Source organism: Acinetobacter sp. YH12086 (assembly GCF_013419345.1).
Taxonomy (GTDB): domain Bacteria; phylum Pseudomonadota; class Gammaproteobacteria; order Pseudomonadales; family Moraxellaceae; genus Acinetobacter; species Acinetobacter amyesii.
Window position 1 is genome coordinate 40529 of the sequence record NZ_VPAF01000016.1, and the last position, 23830, is coordinate 64358.

General features: G+C 39.7%; 20 protein-coding genes and 2 tRNA genes. 14 read left to right on the plus strand and 8 right to left on the minus strand.

Annotated elements, in window-relative coordinates; translation table 11 throughout:
- Positions 1–37 precede the first annotated feature (37 nt).
- Positions 38–1495 carry a sensor domain-containing diguanylate cyclase gene (locus FTU29_RS14340; RefSeq protein WP_180122567.1) on the plus strand — a complete coding sequence of 486 codons (1458 nt, stop codon included), beginning with the start codon at positions 38–40 and terminating at the stop codon, positions 1493–1495.
- Positions 1496–1555: 60 nt separating this feature from the next.
- On the opposite strand, the gene FTU29_RS14345 is transcribed toward FTU29_RS14340, so the two are convergent.
- Entirely contained in the window at positions 1556–1735 is a 180-nt protein-coding gene (locus FTU29_RS14345; RefSeq protein WP_078190224.1) for a hypothetical protein, read from the minus strand.
- A 440-nt stretch (positions 1736–2175) separates the two neighbouring features.
- Here FTU29_RS14345 and FTU29_RS14350 point away from each other — a divergent pair, with 440 nt between their 5' ends.
- The 4 genes from FTU29_RS14350 to FTU29_RS14360 all read left to right on the plus strand — a co-directional run bounded on the left by FTU29_RS14350 (position 2176) and on the right by FTU29_RS14360 (position 5996).
- Positions 2176–3234, plus strand: coding sequence for an OmpW family protein (locus FTU29_RS14350; RefSeq protein ID WP_180122535.1), 1059 nt, complete (start codon positions 2176–2178; stop codon positions 3232–3234).
- Between the two features lie 245 nt (positions 3235–3479).
- Positions 3480–4691: an MFS transporter gene (locus tag FTU29_RS14355; RefSeq protein ID WP_180122536.1), complete on the plus strand. Its 1212-nt coding sequence runs from the start codon at positions 3480–3482 to the stop codon at positions 4689–4691.
- Complete coding sequence (locus tag FTU29_RS17515; RefSeq protein WP_257220694.1) at positions 4684–4818, plus strand: hypothetical protein; 135 nt, start codon at positions 4684–4686, stop codon at positions 4816–4818. The genes FTU29_RS14355 and FTU29_RS17515 overlap by 8 nt, the downstream gene beginning before the upstream one ends.
- A gap of 221 nt (positions 4819–5039) precedes the next feature.
- Complete coding sequence (locus FTU29_RS14360; protein ID WP_078191885.1) at positions 5040–5996, plus strand: TauD/TfdA family dioxygenase; 957 nt, start codon at positions 5040–5042, stop codon at positions 5994–5996.
- A gap of 107 nt (positions 5997–6103) precedes the next feature.
- On the opposite strand, the gene FTU29_RS14365 is transcribed toward FTU29_RS14360, so the two are convergent.
- Entirely contained in the window at positions 6104–7015 is a 912-nt protein-coding gene (locus FTU29_RS14365) for a LysR substrate-binding domain-containing protein (RefSeq protein ID WP_180122537.1), read from the minus strand.
- A gap of 102 nt (positions 7016–7117) precedes the next feature.
- On the opposite strand from FTU29_RS14365, the gene FTU29_RS14370 reads away from it, so the two are divergent.
- Complete coding sequence (locus tag FTU29_RS14370; protein ID WP_180122538.1) at positions 7118–7969, plus strand: pirin family protein; 852 nt, start codon at positions 7118–7120, stop codon at positions 7967–7969.
- A 91-nt stretch (positions 7970–8060) separates the two neighbouring features.
- Here FTU29_RS14370 and FTU29_RS14375 read toward each other — a convergent pair whose 3' ends face one another.
- Positions 8061–9044 carry an alpha/beta hydrolase gene (locus tag FTU29_RS14375; protein ID WP_257226936.1) on the minus strand — a complete coding sequence of 328 codons (984 nt, stop codon included), beginning with the start codon at positions 9042–9044 and terminating at the stop codon, positions 8061–8063.
- A gap of 335 nt (positions 9045–9379) precedes the next feature.
- Here FTU29_RS14375 and chrA point away from each other — a divergent pair, with 335 nt between their 5' ends.
- On the plus strand, positions 9380–10618 hold the full coding sequence (gene chrA, locus FTU29_RS14380) for a chromate efflux transporter (RefSeq protein WP_180122541.1): 1239 nt from the start codon (positions 9380–9382) through the stop codon (positions 10616–10618).
- Between the two features lie 34 nt (positions 10619–10652).
- Here chrA and FTU29_RS14385 read toward each other — a convergent pair whose 3' ends face one another.
- Together FTU29_RS14385 and sthA are read right to left on the minus strand one after the other, a co-directional pair.
- Entirely contained in the window at positions 10653–11765 is a 1113-nt protein-coding gene (locus FTU29_RS14385) for an AAA family ATPase (RefSeq protein WP_180122543.1), read from the minus strand.
- Between the two features lie 142 nt (positions 11766–11907).
- On the minus strand, positions 11908–13323 hold the full coding sequence (sthA, locus tag FTU29_RS14390) for a Si-specific NAD(P)(+) transhydrogenase (protein WP_078190237.1): 1416 nt from the start codon (positions 13321–13323) through the stop codon (positions 11908–11910).
- A 206-nt stretch (positions 13324–13529) separates the two neighbouring features.
- Here sthA and lipA point away from each other — a divergent pair, with 206 nt between their 5' ends.
- The 3 genes from lipA (at position 13530) to FTU29_RS14405 (ending at position 18015) form a co-directional block, all read left to right on the plus strand.
- Entirely contained in the window at positions 13530–14543 is a 1014-nt protein-coding gene (gene lipA, locus FTU29_RS14395; protein ID WP_180004941.1) for a lipoyl synthase, read from the plus strand.
- A 412-nt stretch (positions 14544–14955) separates the two neighbouring features.
- Positions 14956–17469 carry an acyl-CoA dehydrogenase gene (locus tag FTU29_RS14400; RefSeq protein ID WP_180084142.1) on the plus strand — a complete coding sequence of 838 codons (2514 nt, stop codon included), beginning with the start codon at positions 14956–14958 and terminating at the stop codon, positions 17467–17469.
- Between the two features lie 159 nt (positions 17470–17628).
- Positions 17629–18015, plus strand: coding sequence for a carboxymuconolactone decarboxylase family protein (locus FTU29_RS14405; RefSeq protein ID WP_168379173.1), 387 nt, complete (start codon positions 17629–17631; stop codon positions 18013–18015).
- Positions 18016–18119: 104 nt separating this feature from the next.
- Here FTU29_RS14405 and FTU29_RS14410 read toward each other — a convergent pair whose 3' ends face one another.
- Together FTU29_RS14410 and FTU29_RS14415 are read right to left on the minus strand one after the other, a co-directional pair.
- Positions 18120–18377 (minus strand): hypothetical protein, encoded by a 258-nt coding sequence (locus FTU29_RS14410; RefSeq protein ID WP_078191893.1) that lies wholly within the window; start codon positions 18375–18377, stop codon positions 18120–18122.
- A 186-nt stretch (positions 18378–18563) separates the two neighbouring features.
- Positions 18564–19742 carry a S1C family serine protease gene (locus FTU29_RS14415; RefSeq protein WP_078191894.1) on the minus strand — a complete coding sequence of 393 codons (1179 nt, stop codon included), beginning with the start codon at positions 19740–19742 and terminating at the stop codon, positions 18564–18566.
- Between the two features lie 169 nt (positions 19743–19911).
- Here FTU29_RS14415 and FTU29_RS14420 point away from each other — a divergent pair, with 169 nt between their 5' ends.
- A complete protein-coding gene (locus FTU29_RS14420) occupies positions 19912–20670 on the plus strand; it encodes a Nif3-like dinuclear metal center hexameric protein (RefSeq protein WP_180122550.1) in 759 nt (252 codons plus the stop codon).
- A gap of 156 nt (positions 20671–20826) precedes the next feature.
- Positions 20827–21453: a superoxide dismutase gene (locus FTU29_RS14425; protein ID WP_078192384.1), complete on the plus strand. Its 627-nt coding sequence runs from the start codon at positions 20827–20829 to the stop codon at positions 21451–21453.
- Positions 21454–21780: 327 nt separating this feature from the next.
- On the opposite strand, the gene FTU29_RS14430 is transcribed toward FTU29_RS14425, so the two are convergent.
- Positions 21781–23124 carry a hypothetical protein gene (locus FTU29_RS14430; RefSeq protein WP_180122552.1) on the minus strand — a complete coding sequence of 448 codons (1344 nt, stop codon included), beginning with the start codon at positions 23122–23124 and terminating at the stop codon, positions 21781–21783.
- 496 nt (positions 23125–23620) lie between these two features.
- Here FTU29_RS14430 and FTU29_RS14435 point away from each other — a divergent pair.
- Positions 23621–23696 (plus strand) — tRNA-Asn (locus tag FTU29_RS14435).
- A 5-nt stretch (positions 23697–23701) separates the two neighbouring features.
- Positions 23702–23777: transfer RNA gene (locus tag FTU29_RS14440), tRNA-Asn, on the plus strand.
- The last annotated feature ends 53 nt before the right edge of the window (positions 23778–23830 follow it).

Genomic DNA, 23830 nt, shown 5'->3' on the forward strand with positions numbered 1-23830 from the left:
TTGCAGACATTATCATAAAGAATGACGAGCACATAAAATAGACATGCTAGATTCTCCTTTTTTTGAGCTATCCCCCATTGCCATGTGGCTTGAAGATTACAGTGAAGTCAAAAAACAATTTGATCTCTGGCGTCAGCAAGGTGTGCAGGATCTCTCCACTTTTCTTCAACAAGATGAATCACGTATTCTGCAATGTGCAAGAAAAATAAAAATCTTACAGGTCAACACAAAAACGTTAGAACTGTATCAAGCGCGTAATATTGAACATTTATGTCAAAACCTTGATCTCGTTTTTCAGGCGGAGATGTGTCAAACACATATTAGAGAGTTGGTTGCATTGTGGAATGGTGAAACGCATTTTTCCCATTCTGCCGTGAACTATACGCTCAGTGGACAACGCCTAGACATTCAACTCAAAGGCATCGTGCTACCGAGTCATGAGCAGGATTTATCTGCCGTTTTAATTACGACTGAAGATATCACGTCTTATACCGAAGCTTGTCGTTTACAAGAACAAAGTCGTCATTTGGCAGAAGCGCGTTTCCATTATTCGCCAACCTCACTTTGGGTAGAGGATTTCAGCCGGATTAAAATAAAATTAGATCAGCTTCGCGCTTTAGGTATAGAAGATTTTGTGACATTTTTGGATGTTCACCCCGATTTTGTACAAGAGTGTATTAAGGAAATACTGATCGTTGATGTTAATCAGGCCACCCTTGATTTGTTTGGCGCTTCGGACAAAGAAATCTTGCTCAAAAATGTACATAAAGTATTTGCCAAAGAGATGCTTCAAACATTTAAAGAACAGTTGATTGAACTTTGGAATGGTAATCTACATCATCAACGTGAAGCTATAAATTATGCACTTGATGGCAGTATTCGCCACGTCTTACTACAATTTACTGTATTTCCCGATTATCTTGATGATTGGAGCACCGTGCAGGTTGCCTTAACCGATATTACTGCACGTAAAAAGGCTGAAAATTATCTTGAGTATTTAGGTAAGCACGACGTACTGACCAAACTCTATAATCGTTCATTTTATATCGCAGAACTCAAGCGTCTTGAACGCAATCAATTACGCCCTGTTTCTTGTATTTTTATTGATTTAAATGGACTAAAAGAACTCAATGACAGTATTGGGCACGATGCTGGTGACAGTATACTCAGACGTTTGGGCAACATTCTTAACCAACTTATTCAGCACACCCCCTATTCTGCTTCACGCATTGGCGGTGATGAATTTGTCATACTTTTACCGGGTGCTGATGATGCAGCATTGCAAAACTGTTTACAAAGTTTGAATGAGTTGTTATTGGTCGATAACCAATTTTATTCTAATCAAACGATGAGTATATCGATTGGTTCTGCCACCAATATCTTGAATGAGCGAATGGAAGATATGCTTAAACGTGCAGATCTGGACATGTATCGTCAGAAGAAAAAGTATTATCTCAATAAAGACCATAGAATTCAGTCTGAAATACGCAATTAAAAACAATCATTTGCAATAAAAAAGCCATGGTTTTAATCATGGCTTTTTTATTTAAATCTCTTAACGCTTACCCATCGAACGACGTGTACCGCGTGGTGGCATCCAAGTACGGTCAGCATAACGCTGAGGTTTTGGACGCATATCTTCAAAGATTTCATCCGAAGCATTATCTTCAGCTTTTTTAATCGGAAAAGGCAAATTAACTAAAGCCTTTTTCTTGGGAGGGTTTTGCGTACTCATACGAATAACTCAATTGAATCTGGTGCTATTGTACAAAAAAAATGGTTTTGGTGTAAAAGGCTTTAAGAGATTAACCACGATTAACATATAACGACTCAACGATGAGCTATGACTTATACCTGTAGAGGAAAACAAAGCAAAAAACTGCTTTGAATATGATCGTTTTAAACTATTTTATTGACCTAAACAAATAAATTCACTGTCATTTATGTCAATAAATATTAAATATTTACAAATAGATAGAAGCATTTCTAAATTTCAAAAATGTTCTTTTTTTTACACAAATACCTCATTAAAACCTTCAAACAATACAAATCATCAAGAATGTTACAGGACTATTACCTTTACTCTTGTTTTCTATAACATTTTTTACGCACTAATTTTGAATAATGGGCACTTAGAAAAATTATTATCAATTTACGGACATGGAGTCCTTTAAAATGAAAAAAAGTGTATTGTGCATTGCTGCTTCTATGGCAGCCCTACCTATGCTCAGTCATGCAGACTCACCATATTTTAGTTTAAAAGATGGCGATGGCTTCAAACGTTTTTCTGTCTCTGTCGGTGCTCTATATGTTATGCCACAAGGTAAAGCACAACCATTCCGTGTAAATACTGCCATCAATGAAGGCTATGAGGCAGATGTTGGCGAAGTTAAATCACAAACAGTAAAAGACAATATTCGAGAAGGGTACAAAGTTCCGCCCCTACTAGAAGTTGCGCTAAATACTTTGGACACTGTTCCTGCTGCAATGAGTGGTAAAGCCACTATTTCAGGACTTGAACAATGGGACAATCCAGGGACAGGTCTTGAAGCAGACGACGTCACCACGCTTGGGATCATGACCAACTATTTCTTCACTGACAATGTATCACTAGAAATGAAAGCGGGTATTCCGCCAAAAGTTGATTTACAAGGCTCAGGGAAAATTTATGCACCATTTTCTGCCATTGCAAAACCACTAGGCGGTGCACTGGGAAATCTTGAACTTGAAAATGATATTTTCATTACCGACTTAGGCGCACATGGTGCAGCAGCTTCTGCACGTGCATGGACTCCGGCTGCTGAAATCCAATATCACTTTGGTAAAACTGGCGTCAATAAATTCCGTCCCTATGTGGGTCTAGGCGTGATGTATGCCTACTTCAATGAATTGGAAATGAATCCACAAATTGAGAAAGATTTGATTGCCGCAGGTCACATGATTGCCAACATTAAAGAAGGTAATGCAGGCGCCTCTTTGGAAGGAAAACCAAGTAAGGCAAATCCCAAAGTTGATTTAGAGGCAACTGATGTATTTGCTCCGGTTGCGACGGTGGGCTTCACATATGATTTCAATGATAAATGGTTTGCTGTTGGTTCTGTCAGCTATGCACACCTACAAAATGAAACCACCATTACCGTTACAGATGCGACACACGGCGAACTGATCAAATCTAAAGCGGATATTGAAGTAAACCCGATCCTTGCATATGCAGGTATCGGTATGCGTTTCTAATTAATAACCTGAATATAAAAAAAGACGGCTACAGCCGTCTTTTTTATTAGGCTATATATGGTCTTTTATTTTGAATTATCTCTTCAATCTCTTTTAAACACTTTTGAATTTCGGCTGTGTCATTTTTCTTTATTCATCCATAGTTACCTATAAAAAAAATTTATTGTTTGGTGAATTAAATTTAATCGCAACTCTGCGTTTATTCGCATACCATTGGGTTAAATTTAAAGAATGTAGCCTGCTGTATGTCTGATACTCGTTTCTCAAAGCCCCTGATTTACATGCTCATTGGCAGTGCTATTATTTTGGCATTGTCTTTAGGGGTGCGTCATGCATTTGGCCTCTATCTCGTGCCGATGAGTGATGAATTCGGTTGGGGACATAACGTATTTAGCCTTGCCATTGCCATGCAAAACTTAATTTGGGGTGCTGTGCAGCCAATTACTGGGGCTTTTGCAGATAAATATGGCAGTAAGATCGTGGTCGCCGTCGGTGGTGCATTATATGCCCTCGGACTATTACTCATGGCCGTCAGCTCCACCGGTTTACTGCTTAATTTAAGCGCAGGTTTAATCCTAGGTTTAGCCCTCTCAGCCACCTCCTTTCCAGTATTACTCTCGGCCGTAGGACGTGCAGCGCATCCAGACAAACGTAGTTTAGCCATGGGTATTGCCAGTGCCGCAGGTTCTTTTGGTCAGTTCATTATGCTGCCCTCTACATTACTGCTACTGCAAAAATTGGGTTGGTCTTCGGCTTTGGTGGTCAGCGCCATTTTAATTGCGCTTATTATTCCTTTAGCTTGGATGTTAAAAGCACCAATGTATGTTGCACCAAATGCAACCAATACGCATGAAGCCTCTCTGACATTTAAACAAATTTTGCAATTGGCTTGGGAGCATAAACCCTTTTGGTTTTTAGCACTTGGTTTCTTTGTCTGTGGCTTCCAAGTGGTGTTTATTGGTATCCATCTGCCGGGTTATTTAATTGATCATGGCTTTAATGCCACTACAGGCACTATTTTCCTAGCGCTCGTTGGACTGTTTAATATTGTCGGCACATACACAGCAGGTTGGCTCGGTGGCAAATATTCCAAACCAAAGCTGTTGATGGGACTGTATGGATTACGTGGTATTGCCATTATTGCCTTTCTTTTGCTGCCTTTAAGTACATGGACAATCTATGCTTTTGGCGTCATTATGGGTTTATTATGGCTTTCTACCGTACCGCTCACCAACGGTATTGTGGCCAATATGTTTGGCGTTAAATATCTCAGTATGCTCAGTGGTATCGTGTTCTTTACTCACCAAGTCGGTTCATTTTTTGGTGGCTGGTTGGGTGGTGTGAACCATGATATGACTGGTAACTATAATGCCATTTGGATTTTTTCGATTGTCCTGAGTATTTTTGGGGTATTGGTACATTTCATGGTTAATGAGGAAAGTGTCATTCATGACTAATTCAACATTATGGTTCCGACTCAGTATTGGCATCAGTATTCTGGCCTTGTTGGCATTGTCCATCGGCTTATGGAGCCAAACACCTGAATTATTTGAATACTTTAACCAAGCGTTTTGTGCGCATTAAAGACGTATTGAAATCTTAATTCCGATCCAAACTGCTGTTTTATCAACACTACAACAGCAGTTTTTTAGCTATTTTCTACACCATTAAATAAAAGCTGCATTTTCAGCATATTAGTATTAATAATACGTTTTTTCATAAACTTAGCTTATTTTTTAATTTTCCAACCTGCACTTTCTTCCATAGATTAAGTCTCAATAAAGAACAATTTGAGAACTTATGAAATGACCGCATTAACTCAACTTTCACAAGCTATCCATGATGCTCCGCGTTGGCATCAAGCAGAACATTTTCAAGATGGCAATGAAATTCGTATTGAAGTGCAACATGACCAAGCTTTGGGGGCTGTGGTTTATGGTTTAGATGCGCGTAAAGCACAGTCTGGGGAAACCATCTATCGTTTAAAACAAGCGCTGGCAGAACACTTGATTTTAATTTTTAAACATCAAAGTCTAGATGATTTACAGTATCTCGCGTTTGCAAGTTATTTCGGTTCAATCTTCCGTCCCGGTGCAGATATTCCTGTGCTAGCGTCACAAGATGATACCGGTACACCACCAGACGTGGTACCCGTTTCAAATGCAGTCGGCAAAGGTGACTATACTGGACATGGTGAATTGGCTGCGCATGCAGACCATCAGTGGACTCCGCTGCCATCTTTTGGTTCATTACTCTATGCCATTGAACTACCACAAGACGGTGGACAAACCTCATGGTATAACACCATTAAAGCCTATGAAGCTTTAGATGAAGCGACACAAAAACATTTAGACCAACTTCAACTCATTACCTACAACCCATTTGTCCGTGCCAAAAATAATAAAGGCACAACGGGATATGGCGCTACACCGCTATATCGTTTCAAAGACCAACCGATTGTTGGACATGCCTATCCACATCCGCTTGTACGTACCCATCCAGAAAGTGGCCGTAAAGGGCTGTGGTTAAATGAACGATCTGAAGTGGAATTGGTTCACTACGATGATCAGTCGGGCAGTGAGTTGATTGCATCTTTACGTGAACATTTATTGAAACCTGAGTTTCGATATGAACATCAATGGGAAGAAGGTGACATTGTGTTTTGGGATAACCAAGCCACTTTACACTCACGCCGCCCTTTCCCTTCAGACCAACGCCGCTTATTAAAGCGAATTAGCCTAGCAGGAGGACGACCATACTAATGTTGAACTTCATGCCAACAATAAAAAATAAATAACCCAGTAAAATCCATGTTTGAGCAATAACTCCAAATAATTAAAATTTTAAAACAATAAGAACACTGCTCAAATTACGGATGATCTATATCTAATGCCTTAAAACCTGAAATCAAATGATCTAACATCGCACGCACACCCGGCAGCATGCCTTGTCGTGTCGCGTATGCAACATGGATGACCCCTTGCGGCAATTGCCATTCAGGAAATAGCTCTATTAACTCACCACTTTTTAAAGCATCACGTACAAACACTTTGGGCAAAGATGCGATTCCTACGCCAGAAAGAGCAGCAGAAATCATCGCACTAAAACTGTCAGTTCTTAAGCGTGGATGAAATTCAATTTGTTGAGTTTCACTTTTTTCACGATGTCGGAAATCCCAAAAATGTTTAGGTCGGTCAAAACCAATACACGGAAAATTTTGAATCTCAGCCAATTGCTGTGGTATTTCACGCTCGAAGAAAAGTTGTGGCGATGCCACCAAAACATGATCCCAAGCATCTAAATCTCGAACGATCAAATCACTATCCAATAAAGGCATATTACGCACACGAATGGCTAAATCTACGCCTTCCTCGATAACATCAACCCGATGATTGGTCGCCATCAGATGCACACTGATGTCTGGATATTGCTGCATAAAATCGATGACCATTTTGGCAACAGGCATTTCCACCAAAGCCACAGGACAAGAGATTTTAATTTGGCCACAGAGTTGGTCATTCAACGTACTAAGCACAAAGTTTTCCGTTTCGCTGACTTCCTCTAAAATTTTTAAGCAATGCAAATAGAACTGTTGTCCTATTTCAGTTACTGTAAATTTACGCGTATTACGCTGAATCAAACGCACCCCCAAACGGGTCTCTAATTCTGTGATACGGCGTGATAGCTTAGATTTTGTGATACCCAATGCTTCACTGGCTTTGGTATAACCTTGGTATTTCACCACTTGCACGAAGTAGTAATAGTCATTTAAATTTTGCATGATTGTTTCATTTTTAGAATAATCTGTTGAGTTTTTCGCCCTGTCATTCCCTCACTATACCTCAATAATAGATTTCAGAAGCAATAAATTGAGGGCTGAATTATGAATTCAATCAAACGTGTTTATCATAGTGATCGTAGGACTTGGGTGGGCGATGGCTTCCCAACAAACTCTATGCTCCCTATGCAAGAAATGGGCAATAAAACCAGTCCATTCTTCGTTATGGGCTATACCGGCCAATATCATTTCTCTCCAAGTCATCATCAACGTGGTGTTGGATCACATCCACATCGTGGCTTTGAAACAGTAACCATTGTTTATGAAGGAGAATTGGAGCATTTTGACTCTAAAGGAAATCACGGCAGCATTGCCAAAGACGAAGTGCAATGGATGACTGCGGGTCGAGGCATTATGCATGAAGAACACCATTCTAAAGATTTTGCCAAAACTGGCGGAAATTTAGACATGGTACAACTTTGGGTCAATTTACCTCGTCATGCCAAAATGACTGAACCTCACTATCAAGAACTGACAACAGCCAATATTGCTGAAGTAAAGCTTGCACAAAATGCAGGCGTGGTACGCGTCATTGCTGGCCAATTTGAAGATACATTGGGCGCCGCTGAAACCTTTAGCCCGATGAATGTATTGGATGTGCGCTTGAATGCAAATGCTGAACAGGAATTTTCATTCAACCCACAGTGGAATAACATGATTTTTGTATTAAGTGGGGCGATCGAAATTGAAGGTCAACGCTTTGATGCGAAACAGACTTTATATGTCAGTGACCAAGTATCGTCCTTGAAACTTAAATCTTTTGAAGCAACCAAACTGCTTATTTTAAGTGGCGAAGCTTTAAATGAACCCATTGCGGCACATGGACCATTCGTCATGAATACTGAAGATGAAATACGTCAGGCATTTTATGATTTTCAACATGGTCATTTTGCTTAAATATTTCCACAAAGTCCCAATAAAAAAACCGCCTTCTGGCGGTTTTTTTATATCTATGTTGGTATGAATTACGCATCACGCTTTCAACAGATTATTGCGTGACTTTTTGATAAAACGCATCTATTGCATTGACCATTTGCTCAAGTCCCGGCTGTTCCAAAGGATAATGTCCTGCATTTTTCAACAGCACGACATCGACTGGAACTTGGTGAATCCGTGCTAAAAATGGCTGACTTAAAGCCAAAGGCGTCCAGCGGTCTTGTTCAGGCTGCGTCAGTAAAATTGGGCAGACATTAAACTGCTCCGGTGGCGTATCATTTTTATAATATAAATACGAATCTAGAAATTTAACCGATACACTATTCCCAGCTGACGTTTTATCTTTTAAGAAGACCTGCAATGCTGCGTCATTATTCACCAAACGATGCATTTTACTTACCCAACGCATCGGCATTGGTAATGCTGATAATGGTGTATGTGCTGTCACATGAGCCAGTGGGCTGCCCACGCGGCTCATAAATTTATTCAAAGAGACTTGATCACGCACAGTTTTATTTGAAGTGTCTAGAAAGGTCATACCGACGATACCTTTCACCTTTTTATTTTTTGCCGCCACGTGATAGGTCAACATACCACCTGCACTAAGCCCATACAAAACGATAGGACGATGATCTTTTTGTAGCTCGGCTTCAATGAGGTCATTACCTGCTTGAACCCAATCATCATAACGAATTTTTGAGCCCTTTTTGACTTGGGTGAGGCCATAACCGGGCATATCAATAGCGATAGTTTCATAGCCACGTTGTGCCAAAGGATGACCCAAAATCATCGACATTTGTCGACCATTTGTTCCCACACCATGAAACAGAATCACCTTCACTTTTGCCTGTGGATGCCGATAAGTATCTAAGTGAACAGTATGACCCTGCCAACTCCACCACTCTTCTTTGGGTCGCTGCGTTTCATCTAAATGGTATTCTTTGGGTAGATAGTGCTGAATGCCCTGCCAACTGTTTTGATCTGTATAACTTGCTAATGCTTGTGAAGCAAGTAGCTGATCATCTGCAAATGCCATGATTGAGAATAACGATGCAATGCCACTCATCAACCACTTCAATAAAGCGCTCAAAATTTCTGATAAGGTGTCTGATTTTGGAGAAGTCATTTTTAGACAATTTTTTATGTGTATGTGCAGATGCTAATCAGCGGCGGAAACCGACGCCATGTGCATGTGGGACAGCACTATGTCACTTCGTCCAATTATCTTTTTCCCTGCTAAGCACTTCAAAATATTTTTGAAGCAGGATTTACATACTCCTGCAATAATCAGCCTTTAAGATCTTTTAACTTTAATAATTTTATCCTTTAGAAATTCATAACCTTACTTTTGATTTTAAATATTGGTAACGCATGAGCCAGTCCAAACCACAACGAAACCTTGTCATCTTTCTCACCTTTTTAAGATTAGGGTGTATTGCATTTGGTGGACCTGCGGCACATTTGGTGTTGTTTTTTCAGTATTTTGTGAAACAAGAAAAATGGATAACAGAGCATGAATATGCGCATTTGCTTGCCTTGGCTCAAGTCCTTCCAGGCCCAACAAGTAGCCAGCTCGGCATGGCGATTGGATTTCAACTCAACCGCTATCAAGGTGCTTGTTTTGCATGGTTAGGATTTACTTTACCTTCAGCCCTGCTGATGTGTGCCGCGGCCACTTTAAGTATAAAACTCAGTAATCAACTCTCAACTTTATTCTTTCATGTTATTCAGTTAATTGTACTAGCCGTTGTTGCATGGGCATTTTGGCAAATGATGCGAAGCTTCTGTAAAACAAAATTTCAGTATCTAGTCATGCTTTTAGCTGCATTTTTTATTTATTTCTTTCAATTTTCTCTAAATCAAGTTTTGGTGATTTTATGCGCTGCAATTATCGGTTTAGTTTTATCGTCAAATCAATTACACAGCCAAAAGCCAAATATCGCCGAAACAGTTCCACCCAAACATGACAATTTTAGCCAGAATGCACATGAAAATACTCGCACCTCTTGGCTATGGCTTCTCGCCTTTATCAGCCCTTTTTTCGTTCTGCCATTCTTCGATATACAACATAGCAATATATTGGCTTTCAGCTTAGAAAGCTTCTACCGCACAGCATCCCTCGTCTTTGGTGGTGGACATATTATTTTGCCATTTTTACATCAGGATTTTGTCTCGACAGGACTGATCAGTAATGAAAATTTTGACTTAGGCTATGCCCTTGCACAACTCATGCCGGGGCCTTTGTTTAGTTTCGCCGCCTATCTCGGCACACTTTTACCCATGACTGATGTGCTACTCTTAAATGCTGTACTCGCGACTGTGGCGATATTTTTACCATCATTTTTATTATTGTTTGGCTTATTACCGTTTTGGAATAAGTTGATGAAATACCCGATGCTTTTCGGCACCTTAAAAATAATCAATGCTACTGTCGTCGGTCTATTACTGTGTCTACTATTTCAAATGAGCCAGAAATACATCATTCAATGGACGGACTTTATATTTGTTGCCGTCGTTATTGCTTTACTTCGCAGCAAGCTGCCAGTCTGGTTTAGCTTAATAAGCAGTTTTATCGGCTATTATGCTTTTTTAACTTTTCTACCTTTTTAAACTTAAGCAAAAAAACTATAACTAAAGGAATAATCTAATCCTCATCGATTAAGCTTGCGCCCTTGACCACGGTCTTCCCCTCGACTTGATCTAGTTGATAATGCTGCACATCACTATACTGTTTGATCATTTCAACCAGTTCATTGGAATGTGTGGTCAACCAAAGCTGCGTATAGCGACTTGCTTCGGCAATCAGCATCGCCAAGGCAGGTAATAAATCGGGATGTAAGCTATTTTCTGGCTCATTCAGTGCCATAAAATTTGGGGGTCTTGGACTCAATAAAGCCACAGCTAAACACAAAAACCGTAAAGTCCCATCTGAAAATTCGGCACTTTCCAAAGGTCTTAAGATCCCTTGCTTTTGCATCATCATTTGAAAGCGCCCACCCATTTCCTGCACATAAAATTGGGTCTGCGGAAAGGCTTTTTCTAGTACTTCAAACAAGGTTTCACTGTTGCCACGCTCACGTAAAGTTTCAAAGGCTGCGGCTAAATTTGTGCCATCATGCGCTAAAACCGGCGAACGAATGCCCACCTGTGGGACACGGATCGGTGAATTTCCACTGACTGAAAACTCATGATAAAAGCGCCAGTTTTTCATGGTCTCACGCACTTGTGAAACTTCGGGATATAAGTGTGGATCGGACAATTGTCCAAACACCGACTCTTCAGGTGTTAAAGACATCGGATAAGCAATCCGTTCTTCATCAACATTTTTAAGAAATGCTGCTTGGTTAGTTCTCTCTAACAACTCGCTCATTTTTCGACGTTGATAGCCGCTCAACCAAATTCCTTCTAGTTTGACCAAAGGATCGAGTGCAAACATCGTAATAAGCGGTTCAGGGAAACCAATTTCAAGTTGATATTCATAATGTTCCATGTCCACCGCAAGCTTCATGCGCTTAGGATCTTTCGATCGATCACCCGCACGGTGACCACCTGCCCACATGATTTTTTGAATCCCGCCTTCATTTGCAATAGCTTGGGATAATTGGCCATTTGCAGCTTCATGTAGGAGACGTACAGCTTTATATAGATTGGATTTACCACAACCATTCGGACCACTGACAATATTCAGACGCGACAAGGTCAAATTCATATGATGAATAGATCGAAAACCTTGAATAGTCACTGAACGGATCGTCATGGGTTACCTAAAATGAGTTGAAAATTCTGATGATTATAAGTGGATTGACTGTATATTTTGTATGCACTTTATTCTACCCATAAAAAACCCGCAAGCCGAAACTTACGGGTCTTTCATTGCACATTCTAAGTTCAATTTAACCTTAGAATAAGCGGTTCATACCGTTCAATGTTGCAACACGGTACGCTTCCGCCATAGTCGGATAGTTAAATGTGGTTTCTACGAAATATTTAATCGTATTGTTCGGGCTGTTCATCACAGCCTGACCAATGTGAATAATTTCCGCAGCATTATTACCGAAGCAATGAACACCTAAAATTTCTAAAGTATCACGATGGAACAAGATTTTAAGCTCGCCCACGGTGTCGCCCGTAATTTGCGCACGTGCCAAATGACGGAAAGATGCCTGACCCACTTCATACGGAATTTTTTCTTCAGTTAACTGTTGTTCAGTTTTACCAATCGAAGAAATTTCAGGAATTGTATAAATACCTGTAGGAATATCCGTTACAGGTGCAATTCCTTCTTCACCGCTCATGTTAGAACCGGCACAGCGACCTTGGTCATATGCAGCAGATGCAAGTGAAGGCCAACCGATTACATCACCCGCAGCAAAGATATTCTCTACTTCAGTTTGATATTGATCATTCACGGTTAATTGACCACGGCTGTTTGGTTTGATGCCTACATTTTCTAGGCCTAAACCATCGGTATTACCAGAACGACCGTTACACCACAAAATCGCATCTGCTTTAATTTTCTTACCACTTTGCAAGTGCAGAACTACATGATCATCATGTGTTTCAAGATGATCAATCTGTTCGTTGTGGCGAATCAGTACACCCTGCTCACGTAAACGATATGACAATGCATCTGAGATTTCATCGTCTAAATAGCTGAGTAATTTGTGCTGTGTATTGATCAAATCGACTTTGTGGTCTAGACCAATAAAGATAGAGGCATATTCACAACCAATCACACCTGCACCGTAAATGATGATTTTTTGGATTGAATAATCCAGATCCAAAATTTTATCTGAATCAAATACGCGAGGATGATTAAAGTCTAAAGCAGCTGGACGGTAAGGACGTGAACCTGTTGCAATCACTAATTGCTGGAATACTAAAGTTTCCGTCATACCTTCATTGCTAAAAATCAAAACAGTGTTTTGATCTTGGATATACGCACGGCCGTGGAAAATATCAATTTTATTACGGTCATAAAAACGTGAATGCGTTTCAACTTGTTGTTGAATCACTTTATGCGCATTACGTAACACCTGTTTCATCGTGAACTGTTTCCATTCACCGACTTTTTGGAACATAGGGTCACGTTGGTAACGTAAAATGCTTGAAACGGTCTGACGCAATGCTTTACTTGGAATTGTTCCTACATGGGTACAGTTACCACCAAGCTGTTCACGCATATCTACAATAGCAACTCGCTTACCTGATTTAGCAAGTTTCATTGCAGCGCCTTCACCCGCAGGGCCAGAACCCAGAACTACCGCATCGTATTTCACGAAAGTTCCACTAACGACCTCTTTCTTACGTGGCATTCAACGCTCCTTTACAAATATTCTTTAATCTAGGCTGTATTATGACGTATATCCTAACTTTTTTGGATATTTAGCTCACATATATTATGTGATAACCACATTTATTATATGAATATCGTTTTCCCCCTATTTAAGCTCAAGTCCGCTATAATGATCGAGCTAATTTTTTGAATATCTCCTCGTCAAAAACAGTGGAAAAGTTGAATATGTCTGAGAACCGTAAACCTGTACAGGGTGTAAAACTTCGTGGCGCAGAAAAAGTCGCTCGCATACCTGTGAAGGTCGTGCCAACGGTTGAAACGCCTCGTAAGCCTGACTGGATTCGGGTCAAAATGGCTGCCCCTGATGAAGTTCAACGTATTAAAACAACTTTACGCGCACAAAAATTACATACCGTGTGTGAAGAAGCGGCTTGCCCGAACTTACCTGAATGTTTCGGTGGCGGTACTGCAACCTTTATGATTATGGGCGATATCTGTACTCGTCGTTGTCCATTCTGCGACGTTGCGCATGGTCGTCCCAATGCTCTTGACCCAGATGAACCACGTCACATGGCAGAAACCATTGCCAATCTTGGTTTGAAATATGCCGTAATTACTTCTGTCGACCGTGATGACCTAGTTGATGGCGGCGCACAGCACTTTGTTGACTGTATTAAAGAAGCTCGTGACTTGAGTCCAAAAACACTTTTGGAAATTTTAGTACCTGACTTCCGTGGTCGTATGGATGTTGCCCTTCGAATTATGACAGAGTGCCCACCCGATGTATTTAACCACAACATTGAGACTGTACCACGTTTGTATAAAGCAATGCGTCCAGGTTCTGACTACCAACACTCTCTAAACTTATTAAAAATGTTTAAAGAATACTGCCCAGATGTTCCTACCAAATGTGGTTTGATGGTCGGTATTGGTGAAACTGAAGAAGAAGTGATTGCGCTATTAGACGACTTAAAAGCACACGATGTTGACTATGTCACCATTGGTCAGTACTTACAGCCCTCTAAAGAACATGCCCCGATCGATCGTTTCGTTACACCTGAAGAGTTTGATCGTTACACTGCACATGGTCAAAAGCTTGGTTTCAAAAACATTTGGGCTGCACCAATGGTCCGTTCAAGCTACTTTGCTGACCGTCAATACTATGGTGAGCCAGTACCTGCGGTACGTCGTAAAACTGATCCTGCAAAGAAAATTGCAGTTCAAACGATTGAAGCTTAATCACGCAAAGATTTAAAACATCGCAAATTAAAGCCCTCATTGATTGAGGGCTTTTTTTGTGGCTTTCACACACTCAGCCTAATTCGTTTCCCAATATAAGATCTTTCGAAAATTGTCCGTTCCTTAAACGTTATCCAATATATCGAATCATCCAAGTTTACGTAATGTGACATTTTTTTGCCCGATAGGGATTGTATTGTGATTATTTATTAATCAATCTATTGATAACACATTATTAGCGCTTTCATTATATTCGCGCAATTGTCCAATCACACTCACCAGCCGAGTGATGCCATTTTGACAGTCTCATGCACTTTAAAATCAGAAAGACAAAAGATGAGATCATTTTTAAACGCATGTAGGCTGTTTTAAACGCATAACGCTCTGGCCCTTGTCACTGGAGCCATAACAAATGCTATTTATACTCAGTGCAGTACTCTTTATTTTTGCTCTTTGGGCCGTTTTTTTCTTTGAACTTTCACGAGCTGTAGGCGCAATAACACTGATATTTGTTTCAATTGCACTCGCCTTTTTAACCCCATGGTCATTAATACTTGGCATCCCGCTTATTGCTTTAAGTTTAGTTATGTTGATTGACCCACTGCGGCTCAATCTGCTCACCAAACCTGCCTATAAAACCTTAGCAAATGCGATGCCGAGTATGAGTACTACGGAACGTGAAGCGTTGGATGCAGGAACAAGTTGGTGGGAAAAAGAGCTATTTATGGGTGCGCCTGATTGGAAAAAATTTGAGGCTTATCCCTATCCACAGCTTAGTGCTGAAGAACAATCCTTCATTGATAATGAAGTCGAGCAACTTTGTGCCATGCTCAACGAGTGGGATATTCACCATAAACATAAAGACCTCCCACCAGAAGCTTGGCAATTCATTAAGGATAATGGTTTCTTAGGATTGGTGATTCCAAAATCTTACGGGGGCCGTGAATTTAGCTCATTTGCACAAAGCCGTGTCATGAGCAAGATTGCATCTCGCTCACTCACTGCCGCAGTCAGTTGTATGGTGCCCAACTCTCTTGGACCGGGGGAATTACTTCTACACTATGGTACCGAAGCACAAAAAGACCGATACCTCCCTGGCCTTGCAAAAGGTGAAGAAATTCCATGTTTTGGACTCACCAGCCCTGAAGCAGGCTCAGATGCAGGCGCTATTCCAGATACAGGTGTCGTCTGTTATGGCACTTTTGAGGGACAACAGGTGCTCGGCTTAAACATGAACTTCTCCAAACGCTGGATTACTCTTGCACCAATTGCCACCGTCATTGGTCTTGCATTTAAGTTATACGATCCAGATGGCTTATTGGGAGATAAAAATAAAACGGAATATGGTATCACCTGCGCGCTGCTACCGGCGAGTCATGACGGTGTCGTTACAGGCCCTCGTCATAATCCAGGCTCACCATTTATGAATGGGACAGTTGAAGGTAAAGATGTCTTTATTCCCTTAGACTGGATCATTGGAGGGATTGAAAATGCCGGCAAAGGCTGGCGTATGCTGATGGAATGTTTAGCGGTCGGTCGTGGTATTTCACTCCCTGCATTGTCAACAGCAGCCGGAGAAATGGCATATTTAAATGTTGGTGCATTTGCCAAAGTTCGTCAGCAATTTAAAATTTCTGTAGGTAATTTTGAAGGTGTACAAGAAGCATCGAGTGATATCGCATCAGATGCATATATGCTTGAAGCATTCCGCTATTTGGTGACTTGTGGTTTAAACCAAGGCGGCAAACCTGCTGTAATGACTGCAATGGCCAAATACTATGCCACTGAAACCATGCGGAAAGTGGTGAATCATGGCATGGACATCGTCGGTGGACGTGCTGTGCAAATGGGACCTCGTAATTTTTTAGCTTTGAATTATCAGGCCATTCCTGTGTCAATTACTGTCGAAGGTGCCAATATTCTAAGTCGCTCTCTGATGATTTTTGGACAAGGCTCAATGCGGTGCCATCCATATTTATTTGAAGAGCTACAATTACTTCAAGCCGAAGATAAAAACACTGCACTCAATGCATTCAATGAAATGCTCTTTAAGCACTTAGGGTATACCTTTAACCGAACTGCACGTGCTTTTGCTTATGCCTTCACTGGTGGCCCATCAGACTCACCTGCTTCAGCAGATGAATTTAGCCGCCCCTACTATAAAAAAATTAATCGATTCAGTGCTGATTTCGCGCTGACTGCTGATATGTGTCTCGGCCTTTTAGCCGGCGATATTAAACGCAAAGAAATGCTTTCGGGACGTTTGGCGGACATTCACTCTTATTTATTTATAGCAACGGCTATTCTTAAATATTATGAACAAGGTCAAAGAAGTGAAGCTGAACAATTACATGCGCAACTTGCATTAGATAAAGCTTTGTACAATGTTGAAGAAGCTTTCCAGGGCTTATTTGACAACTTCCCAATGCGGCTGGCAGCAAGCGTAGTAAAAATCATCTGCTTTCCGTTGGGACGAGTTGTTGCTAAACCGACAGACCGTTTAAAACGTGAAGTTGCCACTCAAATGATGCTAGACAATACTTTCCGCCAAGAACTGAAAAAGCACGTGTATTACAGCACTGCAGCAGATGAAGTTTCTGGTCGTATGGAAAATGCCTTTTTACAATTGTTGAAAATTGAACCGCTGTGGAACCAATTTAAAAAAGCTGAATCTAAAGGCCAATTTAAAGGTTTAACTTTTGAAGCACATATAGCCGATGCAATTGCACAAAAATTCATTACAGCCTCTGAAGCTGAACAGCTCAGCACTTACAACATTCAACGTTATGACAGTATGCTCACAGATGTATTTGACATGCAGCTCATCCACGAACTTGAGTTATCCAATCCACATTTAACCGTTACACCAGAAGTGAAAAAGCAACAACACACCGATGATGAACCAGAAGCCTTCCTGCGTTATTAATCAGCTTCTGCATCGCTTTTAAGCTTTATTTTTCTCAAAATAAAAGCCATTCCACTCTTAAACAATGGGATGGCTTTTTTATACGACCATCAGCCAATGGTATCGCAGAGTCAAAGGTATAGGCTGTACTGCAAAATTACATCACAGAGGGTTTGCTACATGTCACAACAAGATTATGAAAATGGCTTAAAAGTTCGTACTGAAGTTATGGGTGAAAGTTTCGTTAAACGTGCTCAAGACAATACCGTGCCATTTACTCAACCTTTGCAAGATTGGATTAATGAGCATGCATGGGGTTCAACTTGGCAGCGTGAAGGCGTTTTACCCCGTAAATATCGCTCACTGATTACCATTGCATTTTTAACTGCACAAAAAAGTCCAACAGAACTCAAGGGTCATGTCCGAGGTGCTTTAAATAATGGGGCGACTGTAGAAGAAATTCAGGAAGTGTTACTTCATAGTTTGCCATATTGTGGCGCACCGGCGACTCAAGAAGCCTTTCGTGCGGCACTTGAAGTCATTAATGACTATCAAAAATCTAAATAAGTTACTGCGTTATAAAACGGCTTTAGAAAACTACGATTATCGTGGTTTTCTAAAGGGTTTCATCTTGTTTTTAACTTAGAACCTTAAATGCAGTGAATCCCGAATCAAATCCAGTAGACATTAAAATTATAGAAGAATTCATTCACTTCAAATCGAACTTGATATCCCAATTCTGTAAGCTCAGCAGATAAACTTCGAATCTCTTCTAAAGCTAAATGCTTGGGTAAAACCGTAAATACGGCGGTATTCCCCTGTTTGGCATTTTCCTCAATCAGCAAAGCCAAACGTGTCTTATATAAGGCGATATCTAAATTGGCTTGACTGGATAAAACTTTGGCATGTTCTGCGGGTAAAAAGCTCATATTCTTATACGCTTATCTGATTATTATTGCTTATAAATTAAGCCAAATTCAGCAAAGTGTGCAATGCATTTTTGTAATTGATATTTCAATTACAAAGCACATTGTTTGGCGCAAACGATGCTCTTCAAAGCGATATACAAAAAAAGGTACTCAAAAGAAATCCCTCATGACGAGGGATTTTCTATGCTAGCGGGGTAATGGAATATATTGCGAGTCACTGTTTTGAGTTTGCGGTTTACGCTCTCCCACTTGTACAGGTAATGTCATCGCCTTTCCGTCTCGCTCAATGTCAATTTGCATAGTGCTCAATGGCGCTTGTTGTGCAACGTAGTTGATTAAATGCGAAGTCGAGGTAATTAGCTCATTATTCACTTTCATGATTTTATCACCACGTTTTAAACCTGCTTGTGCTGCAGGTCCATTGCGAATGACATCTGCGACAATCACGCCATTCACCCGTGGATCTAAAATATTTTCTTGTTTAATTGGAAGTAAACTAATACCTAACCAACCACGTACCACTCGCCCATCTTTTAAAATAGCGTTCAGCACTTGTTGACATACTTTTGCAGGAATGGCAAAACCAATCCCCAAAGAGCCACCTGACTGCGAGAAGATCGCGGTATTTACACCAATTAAGTTCCCTGCAACATCAATTAAAGCACCACCTGAGTTGCCGGGGTTGATCGCAGCATCTGTTTGAATAAAGTCTTCGTAGGTGTTGATTCCCAAATCTGAACGACCTGTAGCTGAGATAATCCCTTGCGTAACTGTCTGACCCACGCCAAAAGGGTTACCAATCGCTAGGACGACATCACCGACTTCATTGCCACTTAGCTTAAATGGCAAAACCGGTAATTGACTCATTTCAATCTTAATCACAGCTAAGTCTGTATCTGGGTCTGTACCCACAACTTTCGCTTCAGCACGACGACCATCATGTAAAGCCACAACGATCTGATCGGCCTGTGCGATCACGTGGTTATTCGTCAAAATATAGCCATCTGGACGAACAATCACACCTGAACCTAAACTATTTTCGTTTTGATTGGTTTGATCTGGAAGTTGATTACCAAAAAACTCACGGTAAACCGGATCATTTAATAAAGGATGATCCAATTGTTTCACTTTTTGCGTAGTGAAAATATTGACAACCGCTGGCGCAGCAACTTTTACCGCAGCACTATACGAAACTACACCGCCTGTACGCGACGTATCAATGAGAGGCTCAACCTTTTCTGCAGGCATTTTAACCCCATCTGGGGCAATGGGTGCTTTAGGTTTTTGAACCTGTTGCCATGTAAAGAAACCGATGATCACAAGTATTAATAATACCCAAGGTAACCATGTAAAGGTCCGACGCACGTCTATATCCTCTAAATTTTATAATTCATTGATGGCTAAATAATTTATATCGTATTGTAATGTAATATTTTCAACAAACTTAAAAATAAACACAGAGATTTGTGATTCTTTAGTTACAATTTAAACAATCATAAATTTTGATGCATCTCTTTGAGATTTTGGACAGTATATGGCTCAGTTAAGTGAAATTATTCAGTGGTGTGACAGCACACTCAAAGCACATGAATTTAAGGACTATGCTCCCAACGGCTTGCAAATTGAAGGCTCAGCAGAAGTGCATAAAATTTTATGTGCAGTTACCGCATCACAAACAGCGATTGAAGCCGCGATAGCAGCAAAAGCTGATTTGCTATTGGTACACCATGGTTATTTTTGGAAAGGTGAAGCTTACCCAATCACAGGTATGCGTGGCAAACGCATCAAAACCCTGATCAAAAACGATATTTCACTCGTTGGTTATCACTTACCTTTAGATAGTCACCCTACTTTAGGTAATAATGCAGCGATAGCAGATTTGCTCGAATTAGAGAATATTGAAGCCTTAGATCCTACTGAGCGCAATCCTATTGGTAATGTTGGTTATTTAAAACAAGCAATGACTCCAGCGGCGTTTAAAGACTTCGTTTCTGAAAAATTAGGATTTGATGTCATTCACTTGCCGGCAGATAAACCATCGATTCAAAAAATTGGTTTGTGTACGGGTGGCGCACAGGACTTTATTGGCAAAGCCGCTGCATTAGATTGTGATGCGTACATTTCAGGTGAAGTGAGTGAACGTACTTTTTACGAAGCTGAAGAATTAAATGTGCATTATTATGCATGTGGACATCATGCAACTGAAAGATATGGTGTACAACGACTCGCAAAAGCTATTTCAGAACAGTTCAATATTGAGTATAGTTATTTCGAATTAAACAACCCGATTTAATTTAAATCGTCTTGGTCTTTGACTCAGTCCTTATACGTATATTTTCAGGCTTTATTCTGTATTGTTATTTATAAGCAATGCGCATTTTACTGCAAGAATCTATTACAATAACGGCACTTAATGTCAAAACCCAGCAAAATGCAAGGAATTGAAAACATGACAACGATTACTTTACCAGCGTTACCTTACGGTTACGAAGATCTTGCTCCGCACATCAGCAAAGAAACTTTAGAATACCATCACGACAAACACCACAATACTTATGTGGTTAACCTAAACAAAGCAATTGAAGGTACTGACCTTGCTGGCAAAACTTTAGAAGAAATCATCACTGCTGTTAAAGGCGATGCTTCTAAAGCTGGTATCTTCAACAATGCAGCTCAAGTATGGAACCACACATTCTACTGGAACTGTATGGCTAAAAACGGTGGCGGTAAAGCTACTGGCGCTTTAGCAGCTAAAATCGACGAAGCTTTCGGTTCTTACGAAAAATTCGCTGAAGAATTTGCAAATGCTGCTGCAACTCAGTTCGGTTCAGGTTGGGCTTGGTTAGTTGCTGACGAAGTAAACGGCAACCTTTCTATCCTTAAAACTTCAAATGCTGACACTCCACTTGCTCACGGTAAAGTTGCTGTGTTGACTATCGACGTTTGGGAACACGCTTACTACATCGATTTCCGTAACGCTCGTCCTAAATACATCTCTACTTTCTTAGAAAGCCTAGTGAACTGGGACTATGCAAACGCTAAATATGCAGGTCAAGCTGCTGGCGTTGAAAAATAAGTTTTAAAACTTATTCAAAAGTCAAAAAAATCACCCTTTTAGGGTGATTTTTTTTGGGCTTAACAATTTTAAAATCTATAAAAATATATAAGCACTACTTTTTCTTGTTTTAGTTCAAGTGAAACTAAATAAAGTTATGCAACAAGGATTTTTTATTACACATATTGCATGTTAAACATTTTAAAAATTTAAAATCCGTAGGTATGGCCTTTACCAACACAAGATTCCGAAATTTATTAAAATTAAGGTGTTTTCAAATACTATGTATTAAATTAATTGTAGGAGAATTACCATAGTTATATTTTTGAGAGTATAACTACACAATTATTACCTTAAGAGATCATTTACGCCTAAATGACCAAACTTGCCATTTATTAGACGACCATCATCTAACTGCACGTTTTTAAATTCTATAGTTCCCTCTGAATCATTGACAGTTACACCACTACAATGATTATTCGTCAATTTACAGTTCCATTTCAGATAGATATTCACATTTAATTGACCCTTCTGTGGTCTTTGATAAGCTACATTTACACTTTTAGTTATAGTATCGTATTTCACTGTGAACTCTAGATCAGATTGCTTATCTCGACTCATAAAACGATAATATTTACTTTCATTCTCTGCATATGCAACTGCTGAAACAGTTTCATCAATTTTAAAAACTTCATCTCCTGCAATGACTTGACCATAAGGAATTTTTTTCACAAAACCTCCAGATACTTTTAAGTCTGGAGACGCAGTATATTCAACAGGGTTAGTAAATAAGTTATTGATGAATTTAAAGGTCGTTATACCATTTTCATAATCTGTATTTAATGTAAAATCTCGATTGAAGTATCCTTTATATATGTACACATCTTTAGGTTGCTCATTACTGAAATAATTCCCCTCTATTAAGATAAATCTATCATGATCAAAATCCAAAGGATTATTAAAATTAAAATAATATTCTTTATCGGTCGTAAAACTTAAAACAGAACTAGTTTTCCAATCCAAAAATTTTTCTATTGTTGCAGGTTTACCATTAACAATTAAGTCTGATTTCGCAGGATATTCATTAAATCGTTTGCTATCCCATACTGGCCAATCAGAATTTACTTCAAACTTAACAGAGCCTTTAATTTTAGCTGTAGATGCAAAGCCAATATTATTTAAACGTCCTGTTATAGAACCATGTGCATCTATAATAAAATAAGTTTTGCCATTACTCTGCTTTTCAATTTTATAAGAAAATGTATCACTGCATGAATTTTGACATTGAACCCGCAGATACCCGTTAGCATTTTCCGAATAGCTAAAAACTCCAACTTTATCGTCATTAGGATAAAAATAAAGACCCGCCAAATTATTAATATGGGCAGACAAATCATTGCTTGGTGTAAGAATTTCTAGATTCCACATATTATTGTTAGTAGCAGATGCTTCAATCACACTATCTGTGTGAAATGGTGAAAACTTGATAGTTGAGTGATTAGCAATGCCAGAATTTTCAATTTCAAAATAGCCATGTGTCAAATCTGGACTTAGTACAGAAGTTTCTTCAATAGGCTTAGGCACAGATGTTTCTGATGACGTTGGACTACTTTCTCCTCCCCCTCCACCGCATGCGACTAATAAAATAGATAAGAGAGTTGAAGTTAATAATTTTCTTCCAATGTGAAGCATATAAATCCCTATTTAAAAATAAATTTTTAAATTTTATAAAATATTGAATTTAGAATACTTTTTTAAATATTCAATAACATTTCATGAAACTTTGTTTTGTTCTTATACAGGAAGCTAAGCCATTTGTGTACTTAGAAGATTTATTTATCTAAAAATTATTAAAAAAATCTGCTAATTAATTAAAACAACTGGAATTTACTGACTAATTATTAACTATTTCAATATAATAAAGGTCATCCGAAATGACGGTACATAGTACTCTCAGCATGTTCAGAACTAGAATAGCGATCTAACGCAACCTTACCCACCATTCCATCCATCACTCTATTAACTATAATTGTTAAAGTATTCCGATAGGGTTTAACGCAACAAAAGCTTAAAATAATCAATAAATAAGCAAGAAACTCATCTTTGGATAATAAAAAAACATTTAAGCGCTTTATCTTTTATTTTTACTTGACCGCTTTAGCTTTCATCCCTAAAATGCGCATCAGATTCTCCAATAGCTCAGTCGGTAGAGCGACGGACTGTTAATCCGCAGGTCCCTGGTTCGAGCCCAGGTTGGAGAGCCATCTATTCTTCCATAGCTCAGTCGGTAGAGCGACGGACTGTTAATCCGCAGGTCCCTGGTTCGAGCCCAGGTGGAAGAGCCAGATTCTAAAAAGCCCACTCATTGCGAAGTGGGTTTTTTATCGCCAACTATTTA

Excerpts from the sequence above, each read along its gene's own strand:
- FTU29_RS14345 (WP_078190224.1), bottom strand. The coding sequence starts at position 1,735 with ATGAGTACGCAAAACCCTCCCAAGAAAAAGGCTTTAGTTAATTTGCCT.
- FTU29_RS14350 (WP_180122535.1), top strand. The coding sequence starts at position 2,176 with ATGAAAAAAAGTGTATTGTGCATTGCTGCTTCTATGGCAGCCCTACCT.
- FTU29_RS14365 (WP_180122537.1), bottom strand. The coding sequence starts at position 7,015 with ATGCAAAATTTAAATGACTATTACTACTTCGTGCAAGTGGTGAAATAC.
- FTU29_RS14400 (WP_180084142.1), top strand. The coding sequence starts at position 14,956 with ATGCTATTTATACTCAGTGCAGTACTCTTTATTTTTGCTCTTTGGGCC.
- FTU29_RS14355 (WP_180122536.1), top strand. The coding sequence starts at position 3,480 with ATGTCTGATACTCGTTTCTCAAAGCCCCTGATTTACATGCTCATTGGC.
- FTU29_RS14385 (WP_180122543.1), bottom strand. The coding sequence starts at position 11,765 with ATGACGATCCGTTCAGTGACTATTCAAGGTTTTCGATCTATTCATCAT.
- FTU29_RS14370 (WP_180122538.1), top strand. The coding sequence starts at position 7,118 with ATGAATTCAATCAAACGTGTTTATCATAGTGATCGTAGGACTTGGGTG.
- FTU29_RS14375 (WP_257226936.1), bottom strand. The coding sequence starts at position 9,044 with ATGGCATTTGCAGATGATCAGCTACTTGCTTCACAAGCATTAGCAAGT.
- sthA (WP_078190237.1), bottom strand. The coding sequence starts at position 13,323 with ATGCCACGTAAGAAAGAGGTCGTTAGTGGAACTTTCGTGAAATACGAT.
- FTU29_RS14410 (WP_078191893.1), bottom strand. The coding sequence starts at position 18,377 with ATGAGCTTTTTACCCGCAGAACATGCCAAAGTTTTATCCAGTCAAGCC.
- FTU29_RS14425 (WP_078192384.1), top strand. The coding sequence starts at position 20,827 with ATGACAACGATTACTTTACCAGCGTTACCTTACGGTTACGAAGATCTT.
- lipA (WP_180004941.1), top strand. The coding sequence starts at position 13,530 with ATGTCTGAGAACCGTAAACCTGTACAGGGTGTAAAACTTCGTGGCGCA.
- FTU29_RS14360 (WP_078191885.1), top strand. The coding sequence starts at position 5,040 with ATGACCGCATTAACTCAACTTTCACAAGCTATCCATGATGCTCCGCGT.
- chrA (WP_180122541.1), top strand. The coding sequence starts at position 9,380 with ATGAGCCAGTCCAAACCACAACGAAACCTTGTCATCTTTCTCACCTTT.
- FTU29_RS14430 (WP_180122552.1), bottom strand. The coding sequence starts at position 23,124 with ATGCTTCACATTGGAAGAAAATTATTAACTTCAACTCTCTTATCTATT.
- FTU29_RS14420 (WP_180122550.1), top strand. The coding sequence starts at position 19,912 with ATGGCTCAGTTAAGTGAAATTATTCAGTGGTGTGACAGCACACTCAAA.
- FTU29_RS14405 (WP_168379173.1), top strand. The coding sequence starts at position 17,629 with ATGTCACAACAAGATTATGAAAATGGCTTAAAAGTTCGTACTGAAGTT.
- FTU29_RS17515 (WP_257220694.1), top strand. The coding sequence starts at position 4,684 with ATGACTAATTCAACATTATGGTTCCGACTCAGTATTGGCATCAGTATT.